Here is a 14185-nt window from a genome sequence, read left to right as displayed (position 1 = left end):
TTGCAAAAAATTTACACCGATGATTGGATTGTTGAAAGAGAAAAGTGAAATAGAAAAGCTTAAAAGAGAATATCAAATACTTGCCGAAAAAAATTTCGAAACCCAAAAAAACACCCAAAAACCTACTGTTGCTATAGAAGAATTAGTTTTGGAAGAATGTGAGCTATAATTTTTGATGTATTTTTTTAAAATAATCAAACGCTTTTAGCAAGCGACTTCCATACCAAGAAAACATTTCACCATCCACAAAAATAGTTTTTGCATGATGCGTAAAACGTCCTATTTCAAAAGCATCTTCTTCCTGGAAAGGATAGGGTTCTGAGGATAGAAAAACCAAATCCGGATCACCTTCCAAACGCATTTTTTTGAGTTCGATTTCTGGATAACGCCCCAAAGTCTCGGGATTTTTATCGTAGATATTCTGAAAGTGGTTCAATTTTAGTAATTCATTGATGAAATTATTCGAACCAGCAACCATAAAAGGGTTTTTCCAAATAAAATAGGCTGCTTTTTTAACGGGCTTATCTTGGATGAAATTTTTAAAATCGCTCAAGGCAAAAGCCAATTTGTCGTTCCATTTCTGGGCCTCAATTCTGCAATTGAAAAGCTGCCCAAAATTAGTTATCATTTGAAAATTATCTTCAATCGTGATGATGTCCGTCACCCAAACCGGACAAATTTTACGAAGTTCATCAACAATTTCTTGCGTATTTTCCTCTTTATTACAAATGATAATATCCGGTTTTAACAATCTGATTTTCTCAAAATGCACTTTTTTGGTACCGCCAACTATTTTCTTGGTTGCTTTAAAATGATACGGATGCACACAGAATTTAGTAATCCCAACAATTCGGTCTTCCAAGCCTAAATCATACAATAATTCCGTTTGTGAAGGAACTAACGAAATAATACGTTTAGGTGATGTTTCAAAAGAATGGGAAGTCCCGAGTTGATCAGTAAGAGTTTTCATTTTTTTTGTTTAAAGTTTAAAACGTTCAAAGCGGAGTAACCTAAAACTTTAAAATTCAAACTTCAAACTAATAATTGCTTCCATTTCTTGTTGCATACTTAACGCTTCGGCTCTTGCTTTTTCAACAAAATCAGTTCCGTTTGAAGCATAAATAATGGCTCTTGAAGAATTAATCAATAATCCAACAGTGTCGTTCATACCGTATTTGCAAACTTCAGACAAACTTCCGCCTTGTGCTCCTACTCCAGGAACCAATAAGAAACTATCAGGAACAATTTTACGAATTTCAGTAAAATATTCGGCTTTGGTGGCACCAACTACATACATCAAATTTTCACTATTTTTCCAGAATTTAGACGTTTCCAATACTTGTTTGTACAATTCTTTTCCGTCTACATTCAATGTCTGAAAATCGAACGCACCTTCATTCGAAGTCAAAGCTAGCATAATAGTATGTTTATTTTCAAACGCTAAAAATGGCTCCACTGAATCTTTCCCCATATAAGGAGCAACGGTAACGCTATCGAAATTCAAATCTTCAAAAAAAGCTTTGGCATACATCGAAGATGTATTCCCAATATCTCCTCTTTTTGCATCGGCGATGGTGAAGATATCCGGATAGTTTTCGTTGATGTAATTGATTGTTTTCTGCAACGACATCCAACCTTTTATTCCGTATGCTTCGTAAAAAGCAGTATTTGGTTTGTAAGCCACGGCTAAATCATGAGTTGCATCGATTATCGCCTTATTGAATTCAAAAATGGGATCTTCCAGTTTTAATAAGTGCTGTGGGATTTTATTTAAATCGACATCTAGTCCTACTGCTAAAAAAGATTTTTTAATTTTAATTTGGTCTATTAGTTGTTCTGTTGTCATTAGTATGAAATGATGAAGTATTTTTTAAGACGATTAGATTTACCATCTTTTCTGCAAATTTATAAAAAATAATCGCTTTCATTATTTTTGAAATAACAAAAGCGATTATTTATAAAATAAAAACATTTCTTTAGAAGCGTTTTTGAAAATTTATTGAACTATTATGATTTCTACATTTCAGTTTTGAGCACCAACTTGTACTGTTATATTAGTATGAATTCGTCTCGTTATACCGTGTTTTTCCTCTTTATCTAAAATCTTATCACCAGCTGTAGGGTGCCTTTTGCTATTTATATACAGGAATTTTAAACCCTAAATAAAAATCTGTAGCTCTTGAATCACTTGAAACCACATTAGACAAAATAGAACCTGAACCAATAAAAAATACTCCTGTACGCAAACCAACACCTACCTGAGTTTGTTTATTGACATCCATATAAGAAATAGGCATAAAGAAACTAAACCATTTAGACTCATAACGAGGAGTCAAACTCACTCGATTAGCAATACTACTTTGATTTAATTTTACTTTAGAAACAACACTAAAATCTCCATTTAAGTTTGCATAAAACTTGTTGTGAATATTCCAATCAACATCAGCATGAACGGCTGTAGGTAATTTTGATTTTATGGCACTATTCACCACTGTAGCACTATAATTATCTTTTAAAAACTGATCTAAATTATCTGCGTTATCAAAATCATCTTGAGTAATTCTATTATTTAAATTATAATTATTACGCATCCCTTTGTCATATTTCATAGAACCAAGATCCGTAAGCGCTAATCCAAAACGAAATTTATATTTATTTAAATCATTATTATCTTTTACGGAAGCATTATAATCCGGCCTCCACTCGTAAACTAGCCCTAAATCAATACCAAAACCATTAGATTTAGAATCAATGTCTATTTTTGAATTTGTTGCAAAATCTTGGCTAGTACCATAAATTGCAGTCCCAGAACTTATATATTGACTCTGATTAGGAAATAATGTATTTTCCTCATATTTCAATTGTATACTATTCCCTTGAAAGTGATAATTAGCAACTCCTTGTAAATATTTTGCAGTAATACCACCTTTCAAAAAATGTTCCCCACTTTGATATAAAACAGCCGCATAAGCTATTCCTACCTCTCCCCATGAATTTCCAACTGCATTAGGACTTCCTAAACTATAATCAAAATTATTTTTATTGTCCTTAGACAGTTCATTAACAAGATTACCATTGATATCTATAATATTAACAATCGATCTTGCTCTTGTAAAAATAGCCAAAGACTGTTTTGGAGTAATATTGAACATAAATGAAGGTCCCATTACATCCACATTCATATTTACTTTGTTCGCATTAGTAAATGATTTTTTTGACTGAGTATCAAAATCATAACCGTTTTTTAAAGCATCAAATAATTTCACACCATACATATCGTTACTTATAGAAGAACTAAATGACAGTAAATTAACATCTGTTTTAAAATGCGAATCAACTATAGATGCCGGATTAAATAAAACTCCTTGTACACCCGCATAATTGTCATGATAATACCCCAAATAAGATTGTGCTTTTGCTGTTGCTAAACTTGCCAAAAAAGCAATTACTAAAACTGTTTTTTTCATTTTAATTAAATTTAAACATTATCTATTCATTCCATAATTCCAGCAAAAATAACAATTTTTACAAAGCAATTTTAAGAAAATTTAGGAAACCTTTTCCTATAGTTTAGGTAATATAAACGTAACATTATACAAAAAAAAGCCATACTAAACTCATTTTAGTATGGCTTTTAAGCTATAGTCTTTGCTTTGTTTTCTTAGAAAACCTCGCTTGCTTCTTTCAATTTCTCCATGTTGTTAACCAAAGCTAACTCGTCAACAATTTTCTGGATATCACCATTCATGATATTTCCCAAATCATACAACGTCAATCCTACACGGTGATCTGTTACACGACCTTGTGCGTAATTGTAAGTACGAATTTTTGCAGAACGGTCACCTGAACTGACTTGAGATGTACGTGTAGTCGCATCTTCGGCTTGTTTTTTGGCTAATTCTTGTTCGTATAAACGAGAACGCAATACGCCAAAAGCTTTATCTTTATTCTTATGTTGTGATTTTTGATCTTGACATTGTGCCACTAATCCAGTTGGAATATGTGTCAAACGAACCGCTGATTTGGTTGTATTTACTGATTGTCCACCAGGTCCTGAAGAACAAAAGAAATCCACACGTACATCATTCATATCAATTTGTACATCAAATTCCTCTGCTTCAGGCAATACCATAACAGTCGCTGCTGATGTATGAACACGTCCTTGCGTTTCTGTTTGCGGTACACGTTGCACGCGGTGAACTCCCGCTTCAAACTTCAAGGTTCCGTAAACATCCTCACCGGTAACTTCAAAAATCACCTCTTTAAATCCACCCGAAGTTCCTTCATTCATATCCACAACAGATGTTCTCCAACCGCGGTTCTCACAATATTTCGTGTACATACGGAATAAATCCCCTGCAAAAATACTCGCTTCATCCCCACCCGTTCCGGCTCGAATCTCCACCATAACATTTTTAGCATCTTCGGGATCTTTAGGAATCAACATAAATTTGATTTCATCCTCCAGTTCCGGTAATCTTTCCTTTGCTTCTTCCAGTTGCATCTTGGCCATTTCGGTCATATCCGCATCACTGTTATCGGCTATTATTTCGTTTGCTTCTTCAATATTTGCCATAATCAGCACGTATTCATCGCGCTTTTCAGCCAAAGCTTTTAAACTTTTGTACTCTTGATTCAATTGCACATAACGCTTCTGATCCGAGATCACATCCGGCTGAATAATCAAATCCGAAATCTCATCGAAACGTTGTTTTACTATTTGAAGTCTATCTAACATTTTCTTAGTCCTTTTATTGGAGTGCAAAAATACGAAAAAAGTATTCAGTTTGCAAGGTTCGCAATTGAGATTGTCATTGCGAACAATGAAGAATGAATTGTGTGGCAATCAGGAGCTATTTACTGCTATTCGCTATATCTTTTCCTGGCAAAAAAAGCCAGAAAAAGGATGCCGCTACAAACGAAGTTCACTGAACTCCAATTAAAATAAAAGTTAAGTGAAGTAATCAGGGCTAGGGCATTTGTGCTAAAAAAGATAGCATTTACGGTTTCCCATTAAATCTCATTTACATTGATAATTCAAGCATTTGTTAAATTACAAACCCTTGATATTGTTGACAAATCCTAATAAATGTTAAAAAAATTTGCACAATAATACAAATGTATATACATTTGTTCTAATCGTACCAGTAGCGCTTCCCGTCAGAACAGCCTTCTGGTCTTTTTTTTTATACCAATATGGCGAACAAAGCACCTAAAACTGTAGAGGAACAAATTGCACTCTTAAAAGAAAGAGGAATGCTATTCCGTAACGAAGCCAATGCACCACATTTCCTGAAAAACATTAGTTATTATCGCCTAAAAGGATATTGGTGGGAAATGCAATCTGACAAAGTAGAGCATCTATTTAACGACTACAGTTACTTTGAAGAGGTCATAAATTTATACAATTTCGATAGACATTTAAGACTATTAATGTTTGATACAATAGAAAGAATTGAAGTGGCTTTAAGAACCAAATTAATTTACCAGCTTTCGCTTTCTTATGGACCGTTATGCTATATAGATTATACTATTTTTTCAGATAAAACAAAACAAAAATCAATTACAGATCATTTAAATATAGAGATCTCCAGAAGTAAAGAACAGTTTATTTTAGAACACAATAAAAATCATAAAAACGAACTTCCGGAAGCGTGGAAGGCTTTAGAAGTAGCATCGCTCGGCACACTTTCAAAGCTATACAAAAACTTGGCTCATCAATTACCTGAAAAATCTAAGATTGCAATAGAATTTGGTTTTAATTCACACAAAGATTTTTCTAGTTTTCTTGAAGCGACAACAGTAATCAGAAATGTAATAGCACATCATTCCAGATTATGGAATAATAATATTACAACAAAATATTCATGGCCTAAAAACCTAAAAAATCAACCGATAACCTACATTCCGAACGAAAATCAAAGAGCAAAACTATTCTCTTTACTTTCTCTTACATTATATACGATTGATTGTATAAGTCCGGGGAATTCCATAAAAGACAAATTCTTCAAATTGGTAAATGAATATCCAAACGTTCCGGTACACAAAATGGGGTTCCCTGTAAATTGGCGAACGCAACCAATATGGGTGCAATAGTCATTATTTCATTAAACCACCCCATTTGACACTCGTTTGCAACGAGCACCAATTTTTATTTATAGTATTATAATAGTTTCAACTTAAAGAATTAACGCTATCAAAGGCTTTATACTGCTACTAGGTTTAAGAAATTATGTTAAAAAACAGCGCTTACGGTTTACCGTAAAATCCCTGATGCAAAAGAACTTATTTTTGAAAACAAAAGATAACTTAATGTGCTTTTATAAGTATTTTCGGAAGAAAGTTATATATTTGAAAATAGATAAAAATAATGTTTATTAAAATTTATTTTAAATTGGATGTATAATAGTAATCACATCATCTCTACAAACAAGTTAGCGGTAATATCTGGGAAAACTTAAAATAATCTATCTATAAATTTACAAAAAACTTATTTATGAAACTACATTTTAAAACTACAAATCCGAGCAAATTAGAATCTGATATTTTGAAATCAATTGAAGACGAAGATTTAAAAACGTGGAAGATTCAAGAATCAGATAGGGTAAAGTATATAAAGCACACCAAACAGTGGGGCGATAAAGGAGTCATAAAAATGGTAGTTGACACTAAAAATAATCAATTAACTGTAGAAGTTCTAAAATTTAAAAACACAACTGAAGAGGTTAAGGACTTTGAAGGTTATTATTTTGGTAGATTTTGTGAAATTATTTTTGTAAACTTTCATAAAAATTTCAGTTCGATAGTTAAAGAAATTTGATGTTATCCCGTAAGCACCTGAATAAAATGAGTTGCTTTTTAAAAAGATATAAAAGGAAATAAATAAACGCTGATGTTTATTGGACAAAACGACCTGGTTTATTGGCGATAAGTCTGAAATCGTCAAATCTACATACAAGTTAAAGGCAATTTATAATCAAAAAATGACAGAAAATAGAAGAAAAGTATTTATATCGTATTCTTGGGATAATTCTGAACACCAAGAATGGGTTTTAAGTCTAGCCAAAGATTTAATGAACAAGTTTGGAATACAAGTAATTTTAGACCAGTTTGAACTTAGTGCTGGTAAAGACTTGACATATTTTATGGAAAGTTCTATTGAAAATGCTGATAAAGTCTTAATTATACTAACACCAAATTATAAAATAAAAGCTGAAGATAGAAAAAGTGGAGTTGGTTACGAAACTTCAATGATAACGCAAGAAATTTTTGAATCATCAATTACAAAAATTAAATTCATTCCGATTCTTAGGGTTGGTGATTCTAAAAGTAGTTCACCAAAATTTCTTAAATCAAAGTTTACCATCCTATGATTGATGATGATTTCTACGTTAACAAATTATATGAACTGTCCAGAATAATTTATGATAAGCCAATTATTGAAAAACCAACGTTGGGTCATATTCCAAATTTTGAAGATTCATCTTTAGATCCGATACTTGATATTGCAAAATCATTATTGAACGAAGAAAAATTGAATCTTGAATTAAATCAAATCATTAGTTCGAATTTAGGTTCTGAAATTTTCAGAAATGAGATTGATCTTCTAAATACTCAACTAAAAGAAAAAGTTGAACTATATAAGAACTCTACAGGTTTACATTTTCATTATGAAAGTGACGGTAGAGATTCTACATTGATACAATGTGAAGAATTTTGTGTAAGTTTTTATTGGGACTTAAAATATTCAAATACAGCTGAAAACGCTTCATTGATTGTTCGACAATGGAAGGGTTATCTAAGACTTGATAATAGAGCTTTTTATTTCCCTAGTGAAGAACCAAAAAAGCTTAAAGAAATTAAATACAAGTTTGATTTAAACTACTCGAAAGAAGTTATATGGGGTTCTTTGAAAGAAAAAGCATTAACTACTGAAATTATCCAAGATACATTTGTCTTTTTAATAAATGAAGTCAAAAAAGTTAAATCCAAAAACTTTAGAAAATAAACTGGCTACAACAAAGACTTCTCTTCTTTTTTAGAATTAATTAGAAAAAGATTAAAACAAAAATAAATATTATGAAAAACACTTTTTCAATTTTCAACATAATAAAATTCTCATTTCATTTTATTCTAACTTTTATTGTATTTTACTATTCTTATTTATTAGCATTGAAATTTATTCTAATAATAAATCCAAATGAAAATCTATTATTGACGATTATTTATTCCTTAATAATACTTGCTATTATAAATTATATATTTTTAAAATTTATAGTTATGACAATAATTGCAGGTATATTTAACTATTATGATTTTGAAAATTTAAATAAAATTAAATACATAACTTACATTAGTTGTTTAATTAGTGTAATTTTCGTGTTAAAAATGAAATATGAAATATGTCAAACTTATTTACACAAAGAAGTTATTTTTATTTCATTTTCCATTTTAGTCATTTCTACTCTAAAATTCATTACTGAAGTTTATACAGCAACTTTAAATCTAAAACTAATAACTACAGAGAATTATATAAAGATCATTGATAATGGACTAATTACTCCTTATGAAGCTATTGAACAAATCAAAAATAATGAAAATATAACAAATCAAAAACGATTTGAAATTATTGAAGTTCTTGAAAATAAATACAAAGACATATTAGAAGAAGGAGATAGAAATCACGAAATGCTTATGCAATATTATCGCAAAAATAAAGATCAATACAAATTATAATATTATTATCCAGCTCTGCGAAGTATGAATAAGTCGTATCAACAAAATATAATCGGGATTGCTCTTCGAAGTCTCTGACTTCGTAGCCATCCCAATAATCAATTAACACAGGGAAAGTTAGAGCGGCATATAGCAATGGGTGCGAGGTCAGGAGACTTCGTACAGCATTCTATTAATACTATTTTCGTTTTTAGAGAAGACAGCATATCCAAGTGATGCTTGTTTACAACAAATACTAATTTTAATTTAGAGCACCATTGTAGCGTTTGCAACGCGGTTACAACACTGCTACTATTTTCGTTTTCGAGAAGACTTTTGGGAGCTTTTCTATTTGTCTATATACTTTTTGTCAGTTGCATAAAACACATCCCCTATCTGAATATCCATTTTTTTTAGCCCAATCTAAACATTCTGCCTGAGTAGAGAAACAAGGGTTAAAATCTAAACTATCAACTGTCCATCGTCCTGTATGCGCACATTTACCACAAAATTTAAGGTCAATATCATCAACGAAAGTATCACTGCAACTGCTATTCAATAGAGTAACAATGAAAAATAGAATCATAATATATCTGTTACTTTTCATAACTAAAAAATTACACAATATACTGTTAATCAGTATATTAAATTTAATTAAAAAAATTAATATACACAAGAGAAAAGAGATTTTTATCAACGATCAATAATAGATTTCCCAGCTAACGCAAGCGTGCCACTCTTGACTACAAACAAAAGCAACTAAAAAACACCGCAACAACAGCTACAGAAATTATTTTTTGAAGCTATTTTGCATTTACAAACAGAAAACAGCAATCTTTGTAGGCATTCTAGGAAACACAAATAAAAGCAAATGATAGTATCCATCACTAAAATCGAGTTAAATTCGTATCTAAAAATAATTACCTTTTTTAAGTTCAATGGGCAAATCATAGCAGAGCTGCAACAAGCCAACTGCAAAAAACACAAAGTAGCCGGCAGTTGGAACGGGAGAGTTTGGTACACCATGACTTTATGGGAAAATGAAAATGACCTTAACGCTTTTTATCGCAATGGTACCCATCTGTCAGCGATGAAACAATCCGGAAAATTCTCTTCCAAAATTGAATCCCGTCGCATCCAGAACGAAGATTTGATACCTTGGAAAGAAGCAAAGAAATTGTTTGGTACTAATTAATCTCAAACCTACATTTGCTTCTAATGCGTTTATTTTAATACTTTTATAAAACTAAAAACCTTTTTTATTTTTTAAAATCCACTAAAATGAATCCCAAAGTTGATGACTTTATAGGCAATGCCACAAAATGGCAGACAGAAATAATCCAACTGAGAACGCTGCTTCTAGATTGTGGACTAACCGAAGAATTCAAGTGGCGTATGCCTTGTTACTGTTTTGAGAGAAATAATATTGTACTTATGGGCAGTTTTAAGGAATACTGCACACTTAGCTTTTTTAAAGGAATTTTACTCCAAGACAGTCGCGGTCTCCTAAGTAAGCCTGGAGAAAACAGTCAGTCCATGCGTTTTTTTAAGTTTATTAATCTAGAAGAAATCATAGAACAGCAATCGATAATCAAAGCCTATATTTATGAAGCCATTGAAATTGAAAAAGCGGGGCTGAAAGTAATTTTTAAAAGCAATACGGAACTTGAACTGGTGGAAGAATTGCAAATTGCTTTGGACAAAAACCCTGCTTTAAAAACCGCTTTCAATACCTTAACACCCGGCCGACAACGCGCATACAATCTATACTTTTCGGAGGCTAAACAATCCAAAACACGCGAAACCCGAATAGAAAAATACACGCAACGTATTCTTAACGGAAAAGGAATCAACGACTGCACCTGTGGATTGTCTAAAAAATTGCCCAACTGTGACGGTTCACACAAATACATTCGAGCAGAAAATAAATGACAAGCTACAGCATCTTTTGCCTTGGTTATTATGAAAATAAAACGAAATCTTTAGCCCTGATGGAAGCGGCATCCTCGCAGCGTAGCGCAGAGATACAGCGGACAGCAGGACCGTTCGTCCTTGAAAAAAACAGTTGTTCTGCTCCTAAAAAATAACACAACCGTTCATAACTCCTTCAGATTTCTTTTTAAAACCAATTTCTAAATTCCTAATTTGCGCCCTTAAATTAGATGGAGAAAATGAAGGTCTGTATTGCCGAGAAACCCAGTGTAGCAAGAGAAATCGCATCCGTTTTGGGAGCCAATACCAAGCATGATGGCTATTTTGAAGGCAATGGTTATCAGGTAACGTACACTTTTGGGCATTTATGCACCTTGAAAGAACCGAATGATTACAAACCGCACTGGAAAAGTTGGGACCTCAACAACTTACCTATGCTTCCTGAGAAATTTGAGACCAAAGTGGTGGAGAATTCAGGGATCCAAAAGCAATTCAGAATCATAAAAAGCTTGTTTGACAAAGCCGATTTGGTCATCAACTGCGGGGATGCCGGGCAAGAGGGGGAACTCATTCAGCGGTGGGTGATGAACGAAGCCAATTATAAAGGCGAGGTAAAACGCTTGTGGATTTCGTCCTTGACCACCGAAGCTATCAAAGAAGGTTTTGAGAACTTGAAACCATCTACCAACTACGATAATTTATACTACGCCGGATTTTCCAGAGCTATTGGCGACTGGTTACTCGGTATGAATGCCACGCGTTTGTACACTGTAAAACATGGGGGATACAAACAAGTTTTGTCTATTGGAAGGGTGCAAACCCCAACATTGGCAATGGTCGTGGACCGATTCAAAGAAATTGAGAATTTTAAACCGCAACCGTATTGGGAGTTGCAAACTTTATATCGAGAAACGCTTTTCAGCTATGAGGAAGGGCGCTTTTTGAAAAAGGAAGATGGTGAACTATTGGCCAATAAAGTCAAGGAAAGTGAGTTCGAAATTGTTTCTGTCGAAAAAAAGAATGGCAATGAGTTTGCACCAAAACTGTTTGATTTAACAGGATTACAAGTGTATTGCAATACCAAATTTGGTTTTACGGCAGATGAAACGCTTAAAATCGTTCAGACTTTATACGAGCAAAAAGTAGTTACGTATCCGAGAGTTGACACCACGTTTTTACCCAATGATATTTATCCAAAAGTACCGGGAATCCTGAAAAATCTGACCAATTATGCGGCTTTGACACAACCGCTTTTGGAAAAAAAGATAAAAAAATCGCCTAAAGTTTTCAACGATAAAAAAGTAACGGATCACCACGCCATAATTCCAACGGGGATTCAAAGCAATTTGCAATACAATCAGCAACAAGTGTATGATATTATTACAAAGCGGTTTATTGCGGTGTTTTATGATGATTGTTTGGTTGCCAATACTACCGTAGTCGGTAAAGCTGCCGATGTTTTATTTAAAACCACCGGAAAAGAGATTTTAAAAAAAGGATTTCGAGTTGTTTTTGATGCTTCGACTGCGCTCAGCACAAACGCTAAAGAAAAAGAAGCCGATATCTTACCGAGTTTTGTTGTAGGCGAAAAAGGACCGCACGAACCTTCGTTTTTGGAAAAGGAAACCAAACCGCCGAATCAGTTTACCGAAGCGACTTTATTACGTGCTATGGAAACCGCCGGCAAACAAGTCGATGATGAAGATTTACGCGAATTGATGAAAGAAAACGGTATTGGTCGCCCGTCAACGCGAGCCAACATTATTGAAACGCTTTTTAGACGCCAATACATCGTAAGAAACAAAAAACAGGTTTTACCAACGCCAACGGGAATTCAACTGATTGATACGATACAGAATGATTTGGTGAAGTCGGCAGAATTGACCGGTTCTTGGGAAAAGCAGTTGAAAGATATTGAAAAAGGGACTTTTACCGCGGGTTCTTTCATCAAGAATATGAAACACATGGTCGAAACTTTGGTGTACGAAGTCCGTAGCGAAACGAGACGCGCCAATATTTCGCATGCAGGAAGTGTTCAAAAAGAAGTAGCTAAGGTAGAGAAAAAGAAAGCAGCTGGAATTTTGGCGGAAGCCTGTCCGAAATGTAAAAAAGGAACACTCATCAAGGGAAAATCTGCTTATGGTTGTGCCGATTATAAAGCAGGTTGCACATTTCTCTTACCCTATACTTTTGAAGAGAAAAAAATATCCGAAAACCAATACCTTCGATTGCTCCAAAAAGGATCTACGGTAAATTTAAAAGACTTTAAAACCGATGCGGGTATTGTCGAAGGTTTATTGCGTTTTGATGAAAATTTCAAACTCAAGCTGGAACCTAAGAAAACCTTGGTGAAAGCTGTGCCTGACGAATTAAGCTGCCCAAAATGTAAAAAAGGAACCGTTCTCAAGGGAAACACAGCTTATGGTTGCAGCAATTACAAATCAGGATGTGATTTCAAAGTCACTTTTGAAATGGTCAGAGCAAAACTAAAAGATCAAAAACCTACGAAAGAACTGGTTTATTCTATTTTGAAAGAAAGTATTTAATACTGATAGGCTCAATGTAATCAAATTAAGCGATTTTTAATTGGCGATTACTGATTTCTGATTTGGTGTTAGTAAATATGAGATTATTGATTTTATGTGTTCTATCTGATCTGAAATATTTCTCCAGTTTGCTATCTGTGTCATTAAGTTAAGCTGTTTCAAGCGTCACTTCGAGTGATTTTCAACATTAATGCGAAAGCTTTAATGTTCAAAATTGTATCGAGAAGCCTTCAAAACTTAAGGGCTCTCAATACTTTGCACAAATTTTTTATCGCAAATTTCTACTCAATTCGAACTGACGAATCCTTAACTTCTCTCGGGTCAAAAATCGTTAATCAGCAATCATTTTATCAATTTTCTCTTAATTAATGACATTGACCGATAAGAAGCAGCGCAAAATTTTAAAAGTGTTTGCACTGATACTAAAACTAAAAAAGAGACACTATTCATTTTTTTTATATTTTAGCATTTCAAAATAACACCAAATTTTTACACAAATGTTTCAAAAAACAATTTTTATACTGCTTTTGCTAGTCATTGTTTCCTGTAAAAAATCGGATGCAAATGAAAAAGATAAAATCAAAGCAGCACGCTGGCTGCTAGGCAACTGGGAAAGTAATTCAGCCGATGGAAATCTTTCCGAAACTTGGAAAAAAGTAAATGACAGCACCTTTCAAGCAGAGTCGTATTTTATAAAAGAAAAAGACACCTTGCATTTTGAAAACATAACATTAAAACAAAAAGGAGAAGAATTGACTTATAATGCAGCCGTTAAGGGACAAAATGAAGACAAGCCGGTTACTTTCAAATTAACAACGGCAACCGAGAAACAATTGGTTTTTGAAAATCCAAAACATGATTATCCTCAAAAAATAATTTATACTCTAATTACTCCAGACAGTTTAGTGGCAAAAATTTCGGGAATCCAACAGGGAAAACCGAGCTCTGAACAGTTTTCTATGAAGAAAATCAAATAAAATTTTAACATTTCG

At 33.2% G+C, this 14185-nt stretch carries 15 protein-coding genes; 10 read left to right on the top strand and 5 right to left on the bottom strand.

Going from position 1 to position 14185, the window contains the following annotated elements:
- Window positions 1–19 precede the first annotated feature (19 nt).
- Window positions 20–169, top strand: coding sequence for a hypothetical protein (locus tag T410_RS17065; protein ID WP_193743736.1), 150 nt, complete (start codon window positions 20–22; stop codon window positions 167–169).
- Here the strand turns inward: T410_RS17065 and T410_RS08985 are convergent.
- The 4 genes from T410_RS08985 to prfA all read right to left on the bottom strand — a co-directional run bounded on the left by T410_RS08985 (window position 164) and on the right by prfA (window position 4738).
- On the bottom strand, window positions 164–970 hold the full coding sequence (locus tag T410_RS08985) for an ABC transporter substrate-binding protein (RefSeq protein ID WP_035670726.1): 807 nt from the start codon (window positions 968–970) through the stop codon (window positions 164–166). The genes T410_RS17065 and T410_RS08985 overlap by 6 nt on opposite strands.
- 48 nt (window positions 971–1018) lie before the next feature.
- On the bottom strand, window positions 1019–1846 hold the full coding sequence (pyrF, locus tag T410_RS08980; protein WP_035670724.1) for an orotidine-5'-phosphate decarboxylase: 828 nt from the start codon (window positions 1844–1846) through the stop codon (window positions 1019–1021).
- 286 nt (window positions 1847–2132) lie between these two features.
- Window positions 2133–3467: a DUF5723 family protein gene (locus T410_RS08975; protein WP_035670721.1), complete on the bottom strand. Its 1335-nt coding sequence runs from the start codon at window positions 3465–3467 to the stop codon at window positions 2133–2135.
- A 194-nt stretch (window positions 3468–3661) separates the two neighbouring features.
- Complete coding sequence (gene prfA / locus T410_RS08970) at window positions 3662–4738, bottom strand: peptide chain release factor 1 (protein WP_035670719.1); 1077 nt, start codon at window positions 4736–4738, stop codon at window positions 3662–3664.
- 458 nt (window positions 4739–5196) lie between these two features.
- On the opposite strand from prfA, the gene T410_RS08965 reads away from it, so the two are divergent.
- From T410_RS08965 to T410_RS08945, 5 genes are all read left to right on the top strand, one after another.
- Window positions 5197–6096, top strand: a complete 900-nt coding sequence (locus tag T410_RS08965; RefSeq protein WP_035670717.1) for an Abi family protein — start codon at window positions 5197–5199, stop codon at window positions 6094–6096.
- Between the two features lie 400 nt (window positions 6097–6496).
- On the top strand, window positions 6497–6820 hold the full coding sequence (locus T410_RS08960) for a hypothetical protein (RefSeq protein ID WP_035670714.1): 324 nt from the start codon (window positions 6497–6499) through the stop codon (window positions 6818–6820).
- A gap of 163 nt (window positions 6821–6983) precedes the next feature.
- On the top strand, window positions 6984–7373 hold the full coding sequence (locus tag T410_RS08955) for a toll/interleukin-1 receptor domain-containing protein (RefSeq protein WP_051929381.1): 390 nt from the start codon (window positions 6984–6986) through the stop codon (window positions 7371–7373).
- Complete coding sequence (locus T410_RS08950; RefSeq protein WP_035670712.1) at window positions 7370–8008, top strand: hypothetical protein; 639 nt, start codon at window positions 7370–7372, stop codon at window positions 8006–8008. Before T410_RS08955 ends, T410_RS08950 begins: the two co-directional genes overlap by 4 nt.
- A 380-nt stretch (window positions 8009–8388) precedes the next feature.
- The gene (locus tag T410_RS08945; RefSeq protein ID WP_152556946.1) at window positions 8389–8736 is read left to right on the top strand and encodes a hypothetical protein; all 348 of its coding nucleotides are present in this window, start codon (window positions 8389–8391) and stop codon (window positions 8734–8736) included.
- 349 nt (window positions 8737–9085) lie between these two features.
- On the opposite strand, the gene T410_RS08940 is transcribed toward T410_RS08945, so the two are convergent.
- A complete protein-coding gene (locus tag T410_RS08940; RefSeq protein WP_152556945.1) occupies window positions 9086–9322 on the bottom strand; it encodes a hypothetical protein in 237 nt (78 codons plus the stop codon).
- 264 nt (window positions 9323–9586) lie between these two features.
- Between T410_RS08940 and T410_RS08935 the strand changes: the two genes are divergently transcribed.
- The 4 genes from T410_RS08935 (at window position 9587) to T410_RS08920 (ending at window position 14170) form a co-directional block, all read left to right on the top strand.
- Complete coding sequence (locus T410_RS08935) at window positions 9587–9910, top strand: hypothetical protein (RefSeq protein WP_051929380.1); 324 nt, start codon at window positions 9587–9589, stop codon at window positions 9908–9910.
- Between the two features lie 86 nt (window positions 9911–9996).
- Window positions 9997–10647: a YdeI/OmpD-associated family protein gene (locus T410_RS08930; protein WP_081897823.1), complete on the top strand. Its 651-nt coding sequence runs from the start codon at window positions 9997–9999 to the stop codon at window positions 10645–10647.
- 239 nt (window positions 10648–10886) lie between these two features.
- Window positions 10887–13193: a DNA topoisomerase 3 gene (locus tag T410_RS08925; protein WP_035674309.1), complete on the top strand. Its 2307-nt coding sequence runs from the start codon at window positions 10887–10889 to the stop codon at window positions 13191–13193.
- 497 nt (window positions 13194–13690) lie between these two features.
- The gene (locus tag T410_RS08920; RefSeq protein ID WP_035670704.1) at window positions 13691–14170 is read left to right on the top strand and encodes a DUF6265 family protein; all 480 of its coding nucleotides are present in this window, start codon (window positions 13691–13693) and stop codon (window positions 14168–14170) included.
- Window positions 14171–14185 lie beyond the last annotated feature (15 nt).

It is taken from the genome of Flavobacterium sp. 83 (assembly GCF_000744835.1).
Taxonomy (GTDB): domain Bacteria; phylum Bacteroidota; class Bacteroidia; order Flavobacteriales; family Flavobacteriaceae; genus Flavobacterium.
Note: the sequence above shows the minus strand (reverse complement) of the source record. Positions and strands in the feature narration are given on the sequence as shown.